Source organism: Mesorhizobium sp. M0808 (assembly GCF_040320025.1).
GTDB lineage: Bacteria > Pseudomonadota > Alphaproteobacteria > Rhizobiales > Rhizobiaceae > Mesorhizobium.
This window is the reverse complement of sequence record NZ_JAMYOX010000009.1, coordinates 171366-189579: the sequence shown is the minus strand read 5'-3', so window position 1 is coordinate 189579 and position 18214 is coordinate 171366. Positions and strand designations below refer to the sequence as shown.

The following is an 18214-nucleotide window of genomic DNA, read 5'->3' as shown; positions in this document are numbered from 1 at the left end:
GATCAGGAGTGCGGCGTGAACCGCTTCGACGCACCTCCTGCAACAAACAGAAGCGGACATCTGATGTGCTACAAAAACCGGACAACTTGAAAAGCTACCGACATATCAACTAACGGACGTGGTTTACACAGCATGCCGAGAGGTCTGCAGAGGGTTCAACTCGGTCGTTCAGAATGATTGGGTTTTGACCTAAAACGTCAGCCGGCCGTGGCCGGCGTCTTCAGCCAAACGTCGCCAGAGGGTCGGCGCTGATCTCGACCCAGCCGACGGGCTGAAAGAAGCACAGTTCCGGCTCGATGGCGCCGGCAGAGCCGATGGTCCCGCCAGCGCAATTCCTTTCTCTGCCCGTTTCGGACCGACGCTTCTCAGAACGCGAAATCCGCGGACTGAACGACATCGGCTGGGAGCCAAGTTTCATGAACTTGCAAGATCTCGGGCCCCCGGCTGTAGCCGCGATCGCGGACCACCATCGTCGTGACCCGGCCATTGTTCGGTTGATCGGAGTCCTTCGCGTCGCGTTGCCATTCGTGGTAGTTCACGACCGCCAGGTCGGCGCTTTGATGGCTGATCCGGATGTCGCGTATCTTGATACGGAAGGCCGGATTCGATCCGTAGATGCTCTTCATGTAACCTGCGAAGTCTTTTTTCCCGAACGCCCTGCCGCCTGGCATGATGGCGACCAGATCTTCGCTGATCCGGTCGAGCGCGTTCTTCTTGAACGTCGCATCGTCGCCACGGCATCGGCCCGTCACCCAGTCGGTGAAGAATTCGTGGACGTCGTGGATCGTCGCTTCGATTTCCTTCGTTTGAAGGGACATTTTTTCCTCCTGTCTTACGATGATGCTGGATCAGGCGCTTTGCGCTGTGGCTTGCCCGACCGGAGGCTCCTTGAGGACAGCCCGTACCACGCGAGCCACAGGCACATGAGAAGCGAGGAAATCAGCCAGATCGGACCTCCGATGCCGATCCCGAGCTGCTCACCGAGTGTCCACCCGGTTGCCGAAAGGATACCGAACGCCGAGCCGACGATCGCGGCCCATCGGGGCAGTATCCCGACGTCATCGCGGGCGTCGTGATACGCGACAAGCGCTGTCGCCAGGGCGAGCGCCCAGAATCCGTTACCCATGCCGCCGGAAAACGCCCACCAGGTCATGAAGGCGCTGGTGTCACCCCGGTCCGCCGCGACCGCGACCACCGATGCCTCGGCGACTGCGGTGGAGAACGTGGTCAGGGCGCCGAGAGCCATCACCATCCAGGCAGAACTCAGCATCGGCGAATGCCGGACCCGGGGGTTGAGCGCCAGGTTCAGGAACGAAGCGCCGGCGATCAGGAACAGCGCCGCTGCCGCCGTCCAATGGACCGTAGCCCATCGCCCATGGCCCTCGGCGATATTCTGCATCTGAACAGACAAATCCGCGTCCGGTGGCCCGTGAAAGACGAGCGCAGCCGCCAGCAGCAGCGTTCCGGTGGCGAGCCAGACACCGCCCGGCCCGCTCATGTTGTTATTATTCGTTTGCATCGGGAAAACCTCCTGCGGCCTTTACCACGCCATGAGGTTTAGACCCGCGCCACGGTTGCCCGCTTCGGCGTAAGTACCCACGCAACGAGAAATTTTGGCTTGGGTAGGATTACCCAAACACGTCCATGCCGATCAGGGCGTGCTCGACCGCATAGGCCGTGGCTGCCGCGCGCGTGCGCACGTTCAGCCGCGTCAGGATATCGCTAACGTGACGGTCTACCGTCCGCTGGCTCAGACCGAGCTCGCCGGCAACTTCCGGGTTGGTCAGGCCTGACGCGATCAGGCGCAGAACCTGCGTCTGTCTGGGGGTGAGAACTTCGCTGCCTGTCGCCGTCATAGTGACCCGCAGCTTGCCGGCAACGGCTTCGTCGGGGCGCGCGCCGAGCTCGCGGAAAAGTCTTATCGCTTCGTCCAGTTCGGTCCGCGCCGCTTCAGTATCGCCGGTTGCGAGACAGGCCCGCGCTGTCAGCACCCGCATCCGGGCAAGATGATAGGGCGCCCGAAGCTCCCAGAGGATCGCTACCGCGCGCCGGATATGGGCCAATGCCTCCGCGGCTCGACCAGCATGGATCAGCACCCGCGCGGTAGCCTCAGCGGCTGCGGCGCGGACTGCATCCGCGGAATATTGGCGCGCGCAGTCGTGCAGTGTTTCGCACAGCTCCCAAGCGTCATCGGCCGAACCGACAGCGAGAGTGATTTCCACCGCAGCCGGCAAGAGGCGGAGTTTGCCCGGCATGTCGTCGACGGACTGCAGTGCGCGGCGGATCGCCGAAAGGGCCGGCTGCTCGTGCCCCTGCTGAAATCGCATAAGCGCCAGCCCCGGCTGCGGATCGAACCCGAGCCTGCTCGCTGCGCGATAGGCGGCATCGGCCTCGTCCCATTGGCCGCGGAGGCGAAATACCTCGCCCTTCTGGTAGAATGCCGGACCGGCGTGGTGCTTCGAGGGCCCCTGCTGAAGGCGGATGCTGGCGACACCGGCCTCGCGGCCGGCCTCGTCCCAGTGGCCGTCGAGGATCAGGATTTCGGCCCGGTGGATCAGGCATCTGCCGGTGAAGGCAACGATGTCGGGCTGTCCCGCGCACCATCCGACCAGCGCCGATGTCCATTCCCTCGCCCGGCCCGTGGCATGAAATTTCTGACAGATCTCGATCACGCTGCAGTAGACCAGCCCGGTGACGATTGGTGAGAGCCGGGCCGAGGTGACCGAAACCATCACCTCGTCCAGCAGTTCGAAGCCGCGCACATAGTCGCCGCGCAGGATCAATATCCGCCCCTGAAGGTGGCGCGCGATAGCCAAGAGGTCCGGATCTTCGCAGCGCTGTCCGATCTCCGCGGCACGTGTTGCGTGCGCGAATGCTTCGTCCGGACTGTCGGCGGCGAGGCTTTGTTCGACCATTGGGAGCTGAAGGTAACCGTGTTCTGCACATTCCTGCGTATGATCCTCGACCAGCCGGTTGGCGCGCGTCAGCCATCCGCTGCCTTGGGCGAATTCACCGCGAAACATCAGGGTGAGCCCGATCCAGAAGCCGCAACGCGCTGCGGATCGTTCGCGTCCGTTCCGGAGATGCTCTTCGAAGGCCCTTTCGTAGTCCCGAACGAATTCCTCCTCGCGCCCAAGCATGTAGGCGGTTTCCCCGAGGCGCTGGAGCTCGGCGCCGCCAAGTTCACTGCAGCGGTCTCTGTCTGACAGTTCGCGGTGAAGTCTGGACCAATCGCCGCGATTGGCTAGCTCCGCATACGGATCCGATGCAACTGCACCGTCTTCCGGCGACTTGTCGGGTGATCGGTCGGAGGGCGCGGGCATAGCCTCAGAATAGCACATATTTTGCTGAGGAGGTGGCGGCAGATTACCGATGTGACAGAAGTTCGTTTCGGGCTCAATCGAGCCGTTCATCGCGTCCGCCGCCGAGGACCGGGAAGGGTGGAATGCTGCCATTCGTCTCGTCGACGGGAACGAGTAGGTAGCGCCAATATCGCGACATTCATGGCGCTTCTCAAAGCTCCCCTCGCGCAACGGCTCGATCGACCCATTTCTGCCGTTCCGATATCGGCCTCACCACCTCCAAGGCGGACATTCACCCATTATTCGGCGAAAAATTCGGCGAAAAATCTCGTTCCGATCAAAGCCGCCCTACTTCGTTGCAGCGGCTGCGGTTTCCCCCGGCGGCATAATCCGCATCATGAAGGTCGACACCGCTTCCCCGGGTTTGAACGGGCCGGGAACCTGGTGGCTGACCGGCTTCACACTTTGGAGGAATGCCGCGATCGCCATGGCGTCATCCGCGGTGAGATGCGCAAAATCGCGCCAAGGCATGATCGGCGCCAGGATGCGGCCGTCCGGCCGTTCGCCGGTCTGGATCGCGGTGACGATCTGCTCCGGGGTCCAGCTTCCGATACCGGTCTCCTTGTCAGGCGTGATATTACGGCCGACAAAGACACCAAGGCCAGGAATCTCGAAGCCCACATCTGAACCGCCAAGGAAGTGCGACATGTCGGGCTTCCCGAAGAAGTAACCGGATGTGTGACAGTCGCTGCAGCCGGCAATCGTAACCAGATATTCGCCGCGCGCGATCTGTGTGTCATCGGCCATGGCCGCGTAAGATGGCAGGGCAACAATCGACGCTGTCAAGAATGCAAGATGAACTGGTGTCCGAAACATTGCTTCCTCCCTGTGGTCTGTTCGTGGTTTGTCCGTCGACCTCCCGCGCCGTCAACCGGTCGCAATTCCCCGATTTTAACCGCGTCGGGGACGCTGAATTCTAGCATGGCCAGCACGTAGTAACTATCAGCGATCAATTGGACCGTCGGCACTTGTCGTGCCCCGTTGAGCGCAAGTGTGATGGAGCGTGCTCAGCCGACGCACAATGCCTTGTTTTGGCGCGATCGAGCCACGCACGGTGATGGATCGACTTCGTCGCCTGAAATGCCTTGTACGGTCGGACCGGGTCGAACTCGGTCGTTCAGAATGATTGGGTTTTGACCTAAAACGTCAGCCGGCTGTGGCCGGCGGCTTCAGCCGAACGTCGCCAAAGGTTCGGTTCGGACCTCGACCCACTGGCAGCGCCGGCTCTCGTGATAGAAGGACAGGAAGGGCGGCGGGAACGCAGGGTCCGCGAAAGCGCCCACCGGGATGACGGTCAGACCGGGCTGCGTGTCGATCCGGTAATGGACGGTGGTGCCGCAATCCGGGCAGAAGCTGTAGATGACGCGGCCGCCCTCGTCGCCAATGCGCGTGAACTCCGCCGAGCGGCCCTGGACAAAAACGTCACCTTCCTCAAACCACGCGTTGAAGCTGAACGCGCTGCCGGTGCGTCGCTTGCAGGCCAGGCAATGGCAGACGAGACGCGTACCGGCTCGCCCGAGCAGGTGGCTGACAGCTGAGCGCAGGAACATTCGGCGCGCCGCGTGATCATGGCTGGCTCCTCTCACGATTCCCTGAACGATATCGCTGCGTATCGGTGCTCAATTCGGCCCGCTTCTCATCCGAGACGACTGCGAGGTCTAGGACCTTCTGCAATTCGGCCGCGTGGCGGAACGACGGTTCAGCCTGGACGCCGCTGCGGACCGCATCGACGAAGCGCTGGTAGTTGGTCGGCACCGTTCCGGCGTCCAGAACTTGCCATTTGGCGTTCTCGACATCCTCGCCGATGCAGGCTTTCAGCTCCGAGCCGGTCAGATTGTGCACGACTTCGATGCCGCCCTTGTCGCCGTAGATGCGCAGGCGGAGTTCGTTCAAATGGCCGGTTGCCCAGCGGCTGGCATGGACGACGCCGAAGGCGCCATTGCTGAAATCAAGCGCCATGGTGAAGCTGTCGTTGGCGTCGAGCTCGTATTCGCCGATCCGGTTGCCGGGCGCCTTGTCGAAGGATCTCAGGCGGCAGAACACATGGTCGATGTCGAGCGCCGCGCCATAGCTGGCGAAATCGAGAATGTGGATGCCGACGTCGCCCAGCACGCCATTGGAGCCGTGGCCGCGCGACAGCCGCCACAGCCATTTCGGATCGGTGCGCCAGTCGCCCCAGAACTTGGATATCAGCCAGCTCTGCAGATAGGACGCCTCGACATGCCTGACGGTGCCGATCTCGCCTGCCAGCACCATAGCGCGCGCTCTCTGCAGCGGCGCGACATTGCGATAGGTCAGGTTGACCATGTTGATGATGCCGGCCCGCTCGGCGGCATCGGCCATCTCACTGGCTTTCTGGCAATTTTCGGCCAGCGGTTTCTCGCACAGCACCGGCTTGCCCGCCGCGATCAGCATCATGGTGGTCGGATGGTGGATGCGATCGGGCGTCACGTTCGCCACCGCGTCGAACTTGCCCCATGCCAGCGCCTCGTCCAGCGACGCGAAGCGGTTGGGGATACCGTAGATGTCCGAAAACTTGTCGACACGCGTGCGGTCGAGATCGACGGCGCCGATCAGTTCGACGCCCTCGATCTTGCCGAACTGCCTGGCGTGCTCCTCCGCCATCCAGCCGGTGCCGAGTATCAACAGACGCATGATTCTTATCCTTAGGACAGGGCTTTATCTTCTTGTTCGATCATGGATTTGTCGTCTAGCGGAAGCCGGCTTCGCCGGCGGAATGAAGTTTTCCGCCGCGCTCGACGATCGGCTCGAGCGCCTTTTCCACCGGCACGTTCGGCGCATCGAGGATGGCCGGATTGGCGCCTTGCGGGTTGTGCGCCCATCTCACCGCATTGCGCAGCACCTTCTGGACATTGGCGTCGTGATAGGTCGGATAGGTCTCATGGCCTGGCCTGAAATAGAAGATGTTGCCGGCGCCGCGACGATAGGTCAGCCCCGACCGGAACACTTCTCCGCCCTGGAACCAGGAGATGAAGACGGTTTCGAGCGGCTCCGGCACGGCGAACTGCTCGCCGTACATCTCCTCGTTCTCGAGCTCGAAATACTCGCCAAGTTCCGCGGCGATCGGATGGCTTGCGCTGGTCACCCAGAGCCGTTCGCGCTCGCCGGCCTCGCGCCATTTCAGCGTGCAGGGCGTGCCCATCAGCTTCTTGAAGATTTTCGAGAAATGGCCGGAATGGAGAACGATCAGCCCCATGCCTTCCCAGACGCGGCGCGCCACGCGCTCGACCACTTCGTCGGCGACGGCGCCATGGTCCTTGTGCCCCCACCACAGCAAGACATCGGTCTCGGCCAGACGGTCGGCCGGCAGCCCATGCTCCGGCTGCTCCAGCGTCGCCCACGACACTGATATCTCCGGGTCGAGCTTCAGTGCATTGGCGATCGTCGCATGCATGCCCTCGGGATAGATGCCCGCGACCACCTCGTTGGTCCGCTCATGAATATTCTCGCCCCAGACGACAGCGCGTATTGTCATGATGTCCTCGTGATTGTTTGAAGCTGGAGCCGCCCCTACGGGTCAGTCATAATATCCTCGGCCGGGAATGAAAACCGTTTCGCGGCCGGCTGCTGACAATCTGTTGGAAAGCGGGCGGGAAAGTCCACGCGGCAAAACCAGCGATGCCGGCGGGACAGCGCCCTGGACAGCGGCCCCTCTGGCCTGCCGGACATCTCCCCCACTTGTGGGTTGATGGCTGTCATCGGCGATTTCGCCAATCGCCAACGTTGCAGGATGGCAGCAGACAAACGCGAAGTCCGATCTCCCCCCTCGTGGGGGAGATGTCCGGCAGGACAGAGGGGGGCGCGAAGGAACGCTACAGAGCGGCTTTCATTCTCCGCCGCCCGCGAGCAATCTAAGCGCCTCGCCCCTCTTGGGCGACGCGTGTCAGCGGCTTCGACAGCCGCGGCACGACTACAAGCCGCTTGATCTTGCCCTTCTTGTAGGCGGCGAGGAAGCGGGCATAGTCCTTGAAGACGACGCAGCCATTGGATTCGGCGCGCCCGCCGCGCAGCATGTAGGTGTGGGCGAGCAGGCCGTCGCGGCCATATTTGTTGCTGCCGCTGGCCGGCGTCAGACGGATCGCCTCGACACCGTGAAAGCGCGATTCCCGCATCGTCAGATTGTAGGTATCCGGCGGCGTCGGGCCGACATTCTTCTTGTGGACGTAGCGTGGCTGGTCGACCATCGCGCCCAGTCCCGAATGTGCCTCCAGCCGCGAGCCGTCGGGCATATAGACGGTCTTGGCCGAGATGTCGTAGACGGCGACGCCAGTACCCATGTTGGGCGTGGTGAACAGGTTCCTGAAGGCTCCGCCGAGACCGCCGGAAGGCATGTCGGGCTTGGCATAGGCCAGCATGTCGCCGCCCTGCGTCTTCGACCGTTTGCCCGGCTTGCCCGACACGGCCGGCACTGCCGCTTGTGACGAATTGCGAGGCGACAGGCTGCCGGGTAGCGTCTCGGCCGGCGGAGCGTCGGCCGTCTGCACCTTGCTCGCCCTGGCGGTCCTAGAGGTCTGCGCCTTGGGCGGCTCCGTTTTCGATGCTTGATCCTTTTGCGCCTGGGCCCTTGGCGCCTGGTCTTTTGGCGCCTGATCTCTTGACGCTTGAGCCCGCGGCGCCTCGGCCGGCTTATCGATGTCCGCCCGCGGACGCAGCGTCGGCAGCGGAATGCTGTCGGGCATGTCGTCTTGCGGCGGCAGCGAGGCTAGCTGGACCTCAGGTTCTTGCGGCTCTTGCGAAGCCGCGGGCTCGCTTGCCGCGATGGCTGCCGGGAGCACATCGATCATCTGCTCCGGCAATGTATTCGCCAGCGCCAGCGCCAGGCGCGACGAGCGTTCGATCTCCGCCACCTCCGGCCCGAAGCGCACCGGTGCCGGGCCGTTCGGGTCGGGTATGCGTACCGGCTCGGCGAACCGGGCGTGGGCCGGCAGGCTGGCGAGCATGACGGGAGAGCGGGCTGAGGCACGGGCAAAGGCGGCGGCAAGCTTTTGCGGCGACAGCGCGGCCTTGGCGACCACGTCGTCGAAGCTCGATTGCCGCGACGCATCGGCGACAAGCGGCACGGTGTTGCGCTTGAGGCGGGCCGATTTTCCCTGGTGGACGAAGTTCGACGCCGACCGCAGGCAGTTGGCATCGCACCCGTGCTGCAGCAGCTTGGCCGACAGCGCCGCGTTGGCCGCGGCCCATGTCGGGGCCTGCGCCTTTGCAAGGCTGCGGCGAGGATCGGCAAGCGCGATGGTGCGCGGCGCGAGCAGGCTTTGCGGGAGACCGTTGGAAGCGGCGCTGAGCGAGGTTCCCACTGAATAAAGGCCGGCCAAAGTCGCCACCGACCATAAAGCAATGGCTGCGCCGACGGCCGGAACCGCGACCCAGCGTAGGCCGGGCCTCATCGAAGTCAATCCAGTTGCAGGACTGTCACCCCGGGTTTTCGCACTTACAAACGCCATTCAACCACTCTCAATCGGCCGATGCCGGCTAGCGGATTTCGCAGCCGTGACATTCACAGTTCGCCTGGTGCCCCCAGCACGCTTTGCGTCTGTTGCCGATTGATTCAAAAGATGGACAAAGTTGGTTAACCAATCCCTCTACCGACCGCCGATTGGGCGACGGTCACACCGAAAAACGCCCTCCAAAACCTGCATAGTTGGCAAAACTGCCCTCCAATGATGACTTTGCTGCCCGTTTTTGTCGGCCGAGTCAAGAAAGCGAAATGACTAGACCTTGCTGGGCGGAGTCGGCCATGGCTGCGAAAGTGAAGCCGGGCCGACGAGAATCGCGCGGCCGGCAGCCGCCGCCATCAAGCCCCGGCGATCGGTCAAACCGGCGATTATCGACCTGGCACTTGTCGACCTGCCACTCGGGCGAATGAACGTTAACGTCTGAGAATTCGGATAGCGGCAAGATGTTTGCCGCACAGCAGCTGAATGTCGCCAAGTGCCGGAGCGGGATATCCAACACTTAGGCCACAGCCACCACTATGTGAGCCTGGATTTTGGCAGCAACCTCGCCGCTGCCATGCCTGTCTGCAATCGCGGCTGCGGCGTAGTCGGTTGCAGCGTCCAGTTTTCCCGCCTCTCTGGTCTCGATTTCGTTGCGAAGGAGAGTGCCCTGGCAATAAGCAACGGCCGGAACGCGGGGCGAGGAGGCACGGCTTTGTTCGGCTCTCGTCTCGATCACCACACCGGAAAAACCTGCGTCCTCCAGCTCGCTACGGATCAGTGCCGTATCGTGGTAGCCATGCGGCGTGCGTGCCAGAAAGCGCGGCGGATCGTTCGGAAAAATCCTCGCCAGGGCATTCGTCACATCGTCCGCAAATACATTCTCTTCGATGCGATCCCATACGCTGAATAGAAAATGTCCTCTGGGCTTCAGGACTCGCCGGGCTTCACGATAGGCAGATGAGCGGTTGGGAAAGAACATCGCACCGAACTGACAACAAACGAGATCGAAGGCCGCATTTTCGAACGGTAGCGCCAGAGCATCAGCCTGACGCCATTTGATGCGATCGTCGGGAGCTTGCCGCGAAGCGGCGTAGTCGAGCATCGGCTGGTTGAGGTCGGTTACGACATAGCTTGCATCGGCGGACAGTTTTGGCGCCAATGCGCGGGTGACAACCCCGGTGCCCGCGGCGGTTTCCAGAACGGCGCTTGGCGACAAGGACGCTGCCCGTCGTGCAAGATCTGCGGCGAACGGCTCGAAAATCAACGGCACCATATAGCGGTCGTAGTTTTCCGGAATTGAGCCGGCGAATACCTTGTCCGTTTCCAACATTGCTATCCCCCGCCGTCCGTTTGATGGCTCGCCAGCATAGCATGGAATTGTTTGCTGTTCGGTCGCATTCGACCGGGAGGCGGTTCGCTCCCGGAAGCTCCGAAACGCCGTACTGCAATTATCTGCATATGTGTTAATATATTGTGGTCATGCGCATTGGTGCGTGGCCAAACATAAAATGGGAGGATGCGATGAAAACCATAAATCGCAGGTCTGCAATCGCGCTCGGCGTGACGGCGGCAGCGGTAACGCCTTTGTTCACGCTGGCGGCTGCTGCAAAGGTCAAGAAATACGGCCCGAAGGAAGGCAAGGAGATAGCCCCCGGCGTCAGATTGGTCGAGGTCGGCACCGGCAATTCCGATATCCCCGCTTACAAGAGCATCTCAATTGTCGATATAGTCTTTCAGCCCGGAGCAGCCGCCCCTCAAATGGTGATGGACAACGACATGGTCTGCACCATTGCTGCCGGTGAATTCACGATCAAGAAGGCGGACAAGGAATTCAAGCTCAAGGAAGGTGACGTGTACACCTGCTCCAAGGGCAAGACCGACGAGGCAGCCAACACCAGCAAGGTGGTCGGCATCCACCGCATCGCCGTCTTGATACCTGCCTAGGGCATGCCGCCGAAAATCGGGCCCGCGTCCTCCATCAGGGACGCGGGCCTTTTGATGACGTGCGTGGCCTTGAGCGGTTCATCGTTTCACCGCTTCGACCCGGTCGACTTCGTCCAAGTGTGGTGAGGCTCATGCTGTTCATGGTTTTCCTCCGATTTTTACTTATGAGCGGTTCTCCCTCCGCCCGCTTTGAAAGGGTGCGATTATATTAGAGATCGCGCAGGTTTCCGGCTGACTGCTGCATTGGCGGAGTGGCAATCGGCAGCGCGCTGAGCGTTTTGGAGTTCACGAAATGGCCCGGTGCTCTTCCCGAGCTGCCCCCCAGACCTCGCGCGCCGCGTCTGCATTCAGTGCCGCGATTCCCAGGCCGACGATCAGATCCGGCCACGCCGAGCGCCACAGGAAGGCCGTCACCAATCCGGCCAGTATGATCGCAACATTGGCGACCGCATCGTTGCGGGCCGAGAGGAATGCCGCCCTGGTAAGACTGCCGCTGTGATGGCGGTAGCGCGCCAACATGTAGGCGCATGACAGATTGACCGCGAGAGCGCCCAACCCCGCCAGCGTCAGAGCCGTTGGCTGCGGCGGCACCGGCATGTTGAACTTTTCCCACGCGGTCCACAGCGTCGCCAGGCCCGGCACCAGCAGGATAAGCGCCAGCGCCATGCCGACCCGCGAGCGGGCACGCAGCGACCATCCCATGGCGAGCAGTATGAGGAGATTGACCGAGGCATCTTCCAGAAAATCGACGCTGTCGGCGAACAGCGACACCGAGCCGATCGCCAGCGCGACGGCGAATTCAATGCCGAAATAACCCAGGTTCAGCAGTGCGACGACAAGCACCACCCGGCGAAGGCCGTCCGACGTGATGGCTTGCTGCATGGTCTGCCCTAACACGATGCCGTTGTCGCTCTTACCAGCTGCTCTTCCACCGCAACAGCCGCATGGCATTGGCCGTCACCAGCACCGTCGCCCCGGTGTCCGCGAGAATGGCGGGCCAGAGGCCGGTGATGCCGGCGATCGTCGTCACCAGGAACACTGCCTTCAGGCCCAACGCAATGGTGACGTTCTGCTTGATGTTGGCCATGCTTGCTTGGGACAGCCTGATCATGGCCGCAACGTCGCCGACGCGTCCATGCAGCACCGCAGCGTCAGCCGTTTCAAGAGCCACATCGGTGCCGCCGCCCATGGCAATGCCGACATCGGCCGCGGCAAGTGCCGGCGCATCGTTGATGCCGTCGCCGACCTTGGCTACCCTAAGCCCCTGCCCCTTCAACTCGCCGAGGATGCGCTGCTTGTCCTCCGGGAGCAGTTCGGCGCGCGCCTCGATGCCGAGCTGTTTGCCAATGGCAGCCGCCGTGCGCTTATTGTCGCCGGTTAGCATGACTGTCCTGATGCCTGCATTGGTCAGCGCCTTTAGCCCGGCGAAAGCATCCGGCCGGGGTTCGTCGCGCATGGCAATGAAGCCGGCCAGCGCGTTGTCTACAAGCAGCACCGCCACTGACTTGCCTTCATCGTTCAATGCCACGATGCGTGCCGCCTGGTCTGCTGGCAGCAGGTTTATCTCGCGCGCCGCGACTGGCGATCCCAGAAACAGGTTCTTGCCGCCGACACGACCGATAACCCCTTTACCGCCGATCGCTTTGGCTTCGGCGGCAGGCGGCACGGGAATGTTGCCGGCTTTGGCCCTTTGGAGGATGGCCAAAGCGAGGGGATGGCTCGAGCCGATCTCAAGCGCTGCCGCCAGCGAAAGGATGTCGCGTTCACTGGCACCCACCGCAACGACATCGGTGACCTGTGGCTTGCCGAGCGTCAGCGTGCCGGTCTTGTCGAGCGCCACGGCGTTGATGGTCGCGAGCCCTTCCAGCACCGCCCCACCTTTCATCAGCAGGCCGTGCCGGGCTCCGGCTGAAAGCGACGCCGCGATCGCCGCCGGAACTGAAATGACCAGCGCGCACGGGCAGCCGATGAGCAGCAGCGCCAGCCCCTTGTATATCCATTCGTTCCAATCGCCGCTCAAGAGCAGCGGCGGTGTGGCGGCCACGAGCGCCGCGACGGCGACAACGCCGGGCATGTACCAGCGCGAAAAGCGATCGATGAAGCGCTCGGTCGGCGCCTTGTTTTCCTGCGCCTCCTCGACCAGCTTGATCACGCGTGCAATCGTGTTGTCTGCGGCGGTCGCCGTCACCTTGACGCGCAGCACGCCGTCGCCGTTGATAGTGCCGGCAAAGACCGTGTCGCCGACGTCCTTGCGCACCGGCACGCTTTCACCGGAGACGGGAGATTCATCGATGGCGCTCCCGCCTTCGGTGATCTCGCCGTCAGCCGGAATCCGGTCGCCCGGCCGCACGAGGATGATGGCGCCCACAGCCAGGCTTTCTGCCGGCACCTCGCGGGTCTGGCTGTCTTTCTCGACGAACGCGGTTTTGGGAACGAGGGCCGTGAGCGCTTGAATACTGGACCGTGCCTTGCCGGCCGCAACCCCTTCGAGCAACTCGCCGATCAGGAACAAGAAGACCACCGTCGCCGCTTCCTCGCCGGCACCGATGATGACGGCCCCGACCGCCGCCACAGTCATCAGCATTTCGATTGTGAACGGAATGCCTGCGGCTGCGGCCATGGCCGCTCGGCGCGCGATCGGAGCCAGGCCGAGCAGCATTGCGGCGATGAAGGCCCACGGGCCGGTCGCGGGCCAGGCGTAATCAATCGCGAAAGCCACGGCCAAGGCGACCCCGCTGGCGATGACCAGGCGGCCCTTGGCGCTGTCCCACCATAGCTCCGACGCCGGCGCATCATCGTTATTATGTAACCCCGCTACGTTCTCGTCGTGATTGCGCCTTCCGTCGGCATGGTTGTCGGCGGATTGATCGGACGCCGGCGTCCCAGACTTGGAGGTCAGCGGAGCGACGGCGTAGCCGAGGCCGGTGACCCTCCTCTCGATCGCGCCGAGATTGCTTTCGGGAGTATGAGTGACCGTCAGAGTGCCCGCCGAAACGGATACGTTGATGTCCTGAACACCAGGCATCCGCCGCACGGCCGTATCGATTTTGCTGGCGCAACCGGCGCAATCCATGCCTTCCACGCGGTAGCGGGTCTGTTGTTCGGTCGCAGCCATGGTGAACCTCTTGTATCTTCGACCGCCACGCTACATCCTCTAGCGACTAGAGGAGCAAGCGAAAATGCCTGCAGGTATGACCATCGGTGAAGCGGCCCGACACAGCGGCGTGAAGGTTCCAACCATCCGCTACTATGAGCAGATCGAGTTGCTTCCTGCCGCTGCCCGCAGCGAAGCCAATCGCCGGCAGTATGAATCGGCAGACTTGCGCCGGCTCGCCTTCATCAGGCACGCGCGCGAGTTGGGGTTCGGGATCGAAGCCATCAGGGCGCTGCTGACGCTGCAGGATAATCCCAGCCAGCCTTGTGCGACCGCCGATGCCATTGCCCAGGCGCGTCTGGCCGACGTGGTTCAGCGGATACGCAGCCTTACAGCATTGAAAGCCGAGCTGGAGCATATGGTCGAAGGCTGCCGGCACGGAAAAGTCTGCGAATGCCGTGTCATCGAGGTGCTGGCGGATCACGATAAATGCGAGCATCCTCACCATTGATTTGCCAGAGCAGAGCTCGCGTCAGCCCCGATGTCGCGGCATCCGGAGCTTGCAAAAGCCGCACTTTACGGTCAACCTGAGCGGATGATGGCACGCCTGTCACCAAAACACCTCCTGGTCATGCTTCTCGCGGTCATCGTGACCGCCGGGTTCAGCCTGTCCGCCGCTCAGGCTGCCGTCATGTCGGCCAGGATGGCAGTCGACGGCCGCATGACCATGGCCGCGGATACCGGCACCACCGACGCCGACATGGCCAAGATGGCCGATGCCAGGGACGGTGACTGCAACGCTTGCCTCAAGGGCTCGGCCGGCAATGACAAACCGATGCAATGTGCGCCGACCTGTGTCGCACCGGTTCTGGCGGTGCTGCCGGAGGCTCTCCCCGTGACGGGACTGCCGCAAGCCGAGCTGCCGTCGGCGCTTCCCGCCCCGTTCCTGCACGGGCGAAGTCTGCTGCCCGAGCCATTCCCTCCAAGACCCAGCGCTCTCGTCTGACGCCGTTTCTGCCGTTCCACGGCTGATTAGCGGCGTTTGATCGCCCGGTTGCGCGTAACTGCGCAGCGGGCGCGGTAGCAATTCAATCGACGTCGCGACGTTCGCCGTCGGTTACCGCAGGGGTCACAAAAGTGAATTCCGTTTCAAATCCGTTCATAACGCGCCGCAAATTCCTGCTTGCGGCAGCGAGCATTGCCGCCGCAGTGCCGATCCGCCCTGCGCTGGCGATGGCCACCGGCGAATACCGGATCAGGGTGGCGCCGAGCCAGGCACGGTTCGCCGGCCCTGATGGTCCGCGCACTCCGGTATGGGCCTATGATGGCACGGTCCCCGGCCCGACACTGCGCTTACGCCAGGGGCAGCCCGCTCGGATCATCGTCGAGAACGGACTGGACGAAGACACCACGGTTCACTGGCATGGCATCCGGCTGCCGAACGCCATGGATGGCGTGCCCGGCCTGACGCAGAAGCCGATCAGGCCAGGTGAAAATTTCATCTATGAATTCACCCCGCCCGATGCCGGCACCTTCTGGTATCACCCGCACGCCAACAGCCTGGTCCAGCTCGGCCGTGGCCTTGCCGGCGCACTGGTCGTCGAGGAGGTCGAGCCGGTCGCCGTCGACCGTGACATTCTGTGGCTGCTGCAGGACTGGCGGCTTGCGGCCGATGGGCAGATCGCCGGCGGCTTCGGCAGTGCCATGGATGCGTCGATGTCGGGCCGCGTCGGCAATGTCGTCACCGTCAACGGCACGGGGCCAGGCGATCGGAGCGTGAAGGCCGGCGAGCGCGTCAGGCTGCGGCTCGCCAATGCCTCGCTTGCCCGCATGATGGCGCTGCGCTTCGAAGGCCACCGTCTGGTCGTCGTCGCCATCGACGGCCAGCCCTGCGATCCGCATGAACCGGAGGGCGGTCGCCTGGTGCTGGCGCCCGCCATGCGCATCGACATCGTGCTCGACATGCAGGGCCACCCCGGTAGCCGCCACGCGGTGATCGACGATTTCTACGACGGCCTCGCCTATACGCTGACCACGCTGGCCTATGACGCAGCGCCGCCGCTGAGAACCCATCCGCTCGACACGCCTGTCGGCCTGCCGCGCAACCCCTTGCCCCAGCCCGACCTCGCTGGCGCCGAGCGCCAGGAGATCGTCTTGCAGGGCGGCATGATGGGCGGCGGCAAGCTCAAGGGCGTCGGCGGCATGATGGGCATGGGGATGATGGGCATGAACGGCGGTGCGGCCTGGGCGATCAACGGCATGTCGATGACCGGCGACGGCCATGCCGGCATGGCGCCGCAGTTCACGCTGAAACGCGGTGTGACCTGCCATCTCACCATGCGCAACGAAACCGCCTGGTGGCACCCGATGCATGTCCACGGCTTCAGCCTGTCGGTCATCTCGCGCAACGGCTCGCCGGTGCCGCACCGGCAATGGCAGGACACGGTGCTGCTCGCCCCCAAGGATACGATCGAATGCGCCTTCGTCGCCGACAATCCAGGCGACTGGATGCTGCACTGCCATGTCGCCGATCACCAGATGGCCGGCCTGATGACGACGTTCCGCGTGACCTGAAACTTTTATCCAACCAAGGAGAACTGCAATGAAACTGACCTACCGCCTTGCCGCACTGTCCCTGCTGATCGCAACGCCGCTGCCCGCCTTCGCCGCAACGATCAACGCCGTCATGTACAAGAACCCGCAATGCAGCTGCTGCGAGTCCTACGCCAACTATCTCGAGCACAACGGCTTCAAGGTCGACATCAAGCCGGTCAACAATCTCTCCCAGATCAGCAGCGATGCCGGCGTGCCGGCCGACCTCGAAGGCTGCCACACGCTGATGGTCGACGGCTATATCGTCGATGGCCTGGTGCCGGTCGAGATCGTCAAGAAGCTTTTGACCGAGCGCCCTGCCATCACCGGCATAACGCTCGCCGGCATGCCGGCTGGCGCCCCAGGCATGGGTGGCGAGAAGCAAGGCCCCTTCGTCGTCTACGCCTTCACCAAGGACGGCAAGGCGCCCACCGTCTACGCGACCGAGTGAGGACATTGTGAGCAAACTAGCCATGGTCCTGGTTGGCATGCTGCTGGCGTTTTCGTGGCCGGTATCAGCCGCTGAGCCGCCGCAGAACTTTGCCGTTCACGAGGCGCCCGTCCCCGTGCCGGAAATCAGCTTCGAGGATGGCAATGGCAAGCCGAAAATGCTTGCGGATTTCCACGGCAAGGTCGTGCTGCTTAACGTCTGGGCGACATGGTGCGCGCCCTGCCGCAAGGAGATGCCGACGCTCGATCGCCTACAGGCCAAACTCGGCGGTCCGGATTTCGAGGTCGTCGCGTTGTCCATGGACCGCGCCGGTCCTGAGATTGTGAAGAAGTTCTTCGCCGACATCGGCATCAAGCACCTCGCCCTCAACATCGACGTCTCGGGCAGGGCCATGTTCGCCATCGGCACCGTCGGCCTTCCGGCAACCCTGCTGGTCGACCGCGACGGCAAGGAGATCGGCCGGCTGATTGGGCCGGCCGAATGGGACGCCCCCGACATGGTCGACTTCATCCGCAGCCGCATCGCCGCCAAGTGAGAAAGGGACAGATATGTTCGGGCTAAAGGCTCGCTGCGTTGCATCGGCTTTGAACGAATGGAGGTGCTTGCTGCTAAGCGTAATTGCCATTGCGGCGCTGACCGCGGGCTTTTCGTATCAGGCGCAAGCCCACTCGCTCGACGAAATCGACGCCACGCTTGAGGCCGACGAGAAATATTTCCAGCCGATCGACAAGCCGGCGCCTGATTTCACGCTGCGCACCGCCGACGGGCGTGTCGTGCGGACGGCCGATCTGCGCGGCAAGGTGGTCGTCCTCCACTTCATCTACACGTCGTGCCCGGATGTGTGCCCCCTTCATGCCGAGAAGATCGCCGAGATCCAGAAAATGGTGAACGGCACGCCGATGAAGGACCGGGTCAGCTTTGTGACCATCACCACCGACCCGACCAGGGACACGCCGGACGTGCTCAGCAAATACGGGCCGGCGCACGGGCTCGATCCCGTCAATTGGCTGTTCCTGACCACGATGGAGGATCAGCCGGAGGATGCGACCCGCAGACTGGCGGAGGCCTTCGGCCACAAGTTCACGCTGACGGATGATGGCTATCAGATGCACGGCACCATCACCCATGTGATCGACAAGGAGGGCCGCTGGCGGGCGAATTTCCATGGCCTGGATTTCGCGTCGGTCAATCTCGTCACATTCGTCAATGCGCTTACCAACAATGTCGAGCGCCCGCACCATGAGCAGGAAACGGGATGGTGGGCGAAAATCAAGGGCATGTTCTGAGGCATCATTTGCGCGTGCCGGCGGTC

The 18214-nt window shown here is 62.9% G+C and carries 18 protein-coding genes; 7 read left to right on the top strand and 11 right to left on the bottom strand.

Going from position 1 to position 18214, the window contains the following annotated elements; translation table 11 throughout:
• Positions 1–365: 365 nt before the first annotated feature.
• The 9 genes from NKI25_RS14480 to NKI25_RS14440 form a co-directional block, all read right to left on the bottom strand.
• Positions 366–818, bottom strand: a complete 453-nt coding sequence (locus tag NKI25_RS14480; protein WP_352587213.1) for a nuclear transport factor 2 family protein — start codon at positions 816–818, stop codon at positions 366–368.
• 14 nt (positions 819–832) lie between these two features.
• Positions 833–1498 carry a hypothetical protein gene (locus NKI25_RS14475; RefSeq protein WP_023677246.1) on the bottom strand — a complete coding sequence of 222 codons (666 nt, stop codon included), beginning with the start codon at positions 1496–1498 and terminating at the stop codon, positions 833–835.
• A gap of 130 nt (positions 1499–1628) precedes the next feature.
• Positions 1629–3140: a LuxR C-terminal-related transcriptional regulator gene (locus NKI25_RS14470; RefSeq protein WP_352998633.1), complete on the bottom strand. Its 1512-nt coding sequence runs from the start codon at positions 3138–3140 to the stop codon at positions 1629–1631.
• A gap of 510 nt (positions 3141–3650) precedes the next feature.
• Complete coding sequence (locus tag NKI25_RS14465; RefSeq protein WP_031211934.1) at positions 3651–4178, bottom strand: c-type cytochrome; 528 nt, start codon at positions 4176–4178, stop codon at positions 3651–3653.
• Positions 4179–4531: 353 nt separating this feature from the next.
• Positions 4532–4912 (bottom strand): GFA family protein, encoded by a 381-nt coding sequence (locus NKI25_RS14460; RefSeq protein ID WP_352587219.1) that lies wholly within the window; start codon positions 4910–4912, stop codon positions 4532–4534.
• Between the two features lie 16 nt (positions 4913–4928).
• On the bottom strand, positions 4929–6017 hold the full coding sequence (locus tag NKI25_RS14455; RefSeq protein WP_352906044.1) for a Gfo/Idh/MocA family protein: 1089 nt from the start codon (positions 6015–6017) through the stop codon (positions 4929–4931).
• A gap of 55 nt (positions 6018–6072) precedes the next feature.
• Entirely contained in the window at positions 6073–6858 is a 786-nt protein-coding gene (locus NKI25_RS14450; RefSeq protein WP_352998632.1) for a ThuA domain-containing protein, read from the bottom strand.
• A gap of 376 nt (positions 6859–7234) precedes the next feature.
• Positions 7235–8770: a DUF2778 domain-containing protein gene (locus NKI25_RS14445; RefSeq protein WP_023677239.1), complete on the bottom strand. Its 1536-nt coding sequence runs from the start codon at positions 8768–8770 to the stop codon at positions 7235–7237.
• 568 nt (positions 8771–9338) lie between these two features.
• On the bottom strand, positions 9339–10151 hold the full coding sequence (locus NKI25_RS14440) for a class I SAM-dependent methyltransferase (protein WP_352690793.1): 813 nt from the start codon (positions 10149–10151) through the stop codon (positions 9339–9341).
• A 191-nt stretch (positions 10152–10342) separates the two neighbouring features.
• Here NKI25_RS14440 and NKI25_RS14435 point away from each other — a divergent pair, with 191 nt between their 5' ends.
• The gene (locus NKI25_RS14435; protein WP_031211929.1) at positions 10343–10765 is read left to right on the top strand and encodes a cupin domain-containing protein; all 423 of its coding nucleotides are present in this window, start codon (positions 10343–10345) and stop codon (positions 10763–10765) included.
• Between the two features lie 285 nt (positions 10766–11050).
• On the opposite strand, the gene NKI25_RS14430 is transcribed toward NKI25_RS14435, so the two are convergent.
• Together NKI25_RS14430 and NKI25_RS14425 are read right to left on the bottom strand one after the other, a co-directional pair.
• A complete protein-coding gene (locus NKI25_RS14430) occupies positions 11051–11647 on the bottom strand; it encodes a cation efflux transmembrane domain-containing protein (protein WP_352569092.1) in 597 nt (198 codons plus the stop codon).
• 31 nt (positions 11648–11678) lie between these two features.
• Positions 11679–13880 carry a heavy metal translocating P-type ATPase gene (locus NKI25_RS14425; RefSeq protein WP_352755616.1) on the bottom strand — a complete coding sequence of 734 codons (2202 nt, stop codon included), beginning with the start codon at positions 13878–13880 and terminating at the stop codon, positions 11679–11681.
• Between the two features lie 76 nt (positions 13881–13956).
• Between NKI25_RS14425 and NKI25_RS14420 the strand changes: the two genes are divergently transcribed.
• The 6 genes from NKI25_RS14420 to NKI25_RS14395 all read left to right on the top strand — a co-directional run bounded on the left by NKI25_RS14420 (position 13957) and on the right by NKI25_RS14395 (position 18188).
• Positions 13957–14370: a MerR family transcriptional regulator gene (locus tag NKI25_RS14420; RefSeq protein WP_352755617.1), complete on the top strand. Its 414-nt coding sequence runs from the start codon at positions 13957–13959 to the stop codon at positions 14368–14370.
• A gap of 84 nt (positions 14371–14454) precedes the next feature.
• Positions 14455–14865, top strand: coding sequence for a hypothetical protein (locus NKI25_RS14415; RefSeq protein WP_352998631.1), 411 nt, complete (start codon positions 14455–14457; stop codon positions 14863–14865).
• A gap of 131 nt (positions 14866–14996) precedes the next feature.
• Positions 14997–16433, top strand: a complete 1437-nt coding sequence (locus tag NKI25_RS14410; RefSeq protein WP_352998630.1) for a multicopper oxidase family protein — start codon at positions 14997–14999, stop codon at positions 16431–16433.
• A 28-nt stretch (positions 16434–16461) separates the two neighbouring features.
• Positions 16462–16902 (top strand): DUF411 domain-containing protein, encoded by a 441-nt coding sequence (locus tag NKI25_RS14405; protein ID WP_352452325.1) that lies wholly within the window; start codon positions 16462–16464, stop codon positions 16900–16902.
• A 7-nt stretch (positions 16903–16909) separates the two neighbouring features.
• Complete coding sequence (locus tag NKI25_RS14400; protein ID WP_352621413.1) at positions 16910–17437, top strand: TlpA family protein disulfide reductase; 528 nt, start codon at positions 16910–16912, stop codon at positions 17435–17437.
• Between the two features lie 67 nt (positions 17438–17504).
• Positions 17505–18188 (top strand): SCO family protein, encoded by a 684-nt coding sequence (locus NKI25_RS14395; protein ID WP_352576484.1) that lies wholly within the window; start codon positions 17505–17507, stop codon positions 18186–18188.
• Positions 18189–18214: the final 26 nt, after the last annotated feature.

Coding starts and splice junctions, on each gene's coding strand:
- NKI25_RS14405 (WP_352452325.1), top strand. CDS start 16,462: ATGAAACTGACCTACCGCCTTGCCGCACTGTCCCTGCTGATCGCAACG.
- NKI25_RS14475 (WP_023677246.1), bottom strand. CDS start 1,498: ATGAGCGGGCCGGGCGGTGTCTGGCTCGCCACCGGAACGCTGCTGCTG.
- NKI25_RS14425 (WP_352755616.1), bottom strand. CDS start 13,880: ATGGCTGCGACCGAACAACAGACCCGCTACCGCGTGGAAGGCATGGAT.
- NKI25_RS14420 (WP_352755617.1), top strand. CDS start 13,957: ATGACCATCGGTGAAGCGGCCCGACACAGCGGCGTGAAGGTTCCAACC.
- NKI25_RS14445 (WP_023677239.1), bottom strand. CDS start 8,770: ATGAGGCCCGGCCTACGCTGGGTCGCGGTTCCGGCCGTCGGCGCAGCC.
- NKI25_RS14415 (WP_352998631.1), top strand. CDS start 14,455: ATGATGGCACGCCTGTCACCAAAACACCTCCTGGTCATGCTTCTCGCG.
- NKI25_RS14460 (WP_352587219.1), bottom strand. CDS start 4,912: ATGTTCCTGCGCTCAGCTGTCAGCCACCTGCTCGGGCGAGCCGGTACG.
- NKI25_RS14470 (WP_352998633.1), bottom strand. CDS start 3,140: ATGCTTGGGCGCGAGGAGGAATTCGTTCGGGACTACGAAAGGGCCTTC.
- NKI25_RS14430 (WP_352569092.1), bottom strand. CDS start 11,647: ATGCAGCAAGCCATCACGTCGGACGGCCTTCGCCGGGTGGTGCTTGTC.
- NKI25_RS14465 (WP_031211934.1), bottom strand. CDS start 4,178: ATGTTTCGGACACCAGTTCATCTTGCATTCTTGACAGCGTCGATTGTT.
- NKI25_RS14435 (WP_031211929.1), top strand. CDS start 10,343: ATGAAAACCATAAATCGCAGGTCTGCAATCGCGCTCGGCGTGACGGCG.
- NKI25_RS14455 (WP_352906044.1), bottom strand. CDS start 6,017: ATGCGTCTGTTGATACTCGGCACCGGCTGGATGGCGGAGGAGCACGCC.
- NKI25_RS14450 (WP_352998632.1), bottom strand. CDS start 6,858: ATGACAATACGCGCTGTCGTCTGGGGCGAGAATATTCATGAGCGGACC.
- NKI25_RS14480 (WP_352587213.1), bottom strand. CDS start 818: ATGTCCCTTCAAACGAAGGAAATCGAAGCGACGATCCACGACGTCCAC.
- NKI25_RS14440 (WP_352690793.1), bottom strand. CDS start 10,151: ATGTTGGAAACGGACAAGGTATTCGCCGGCTCAATTCCGGAAAACTAC.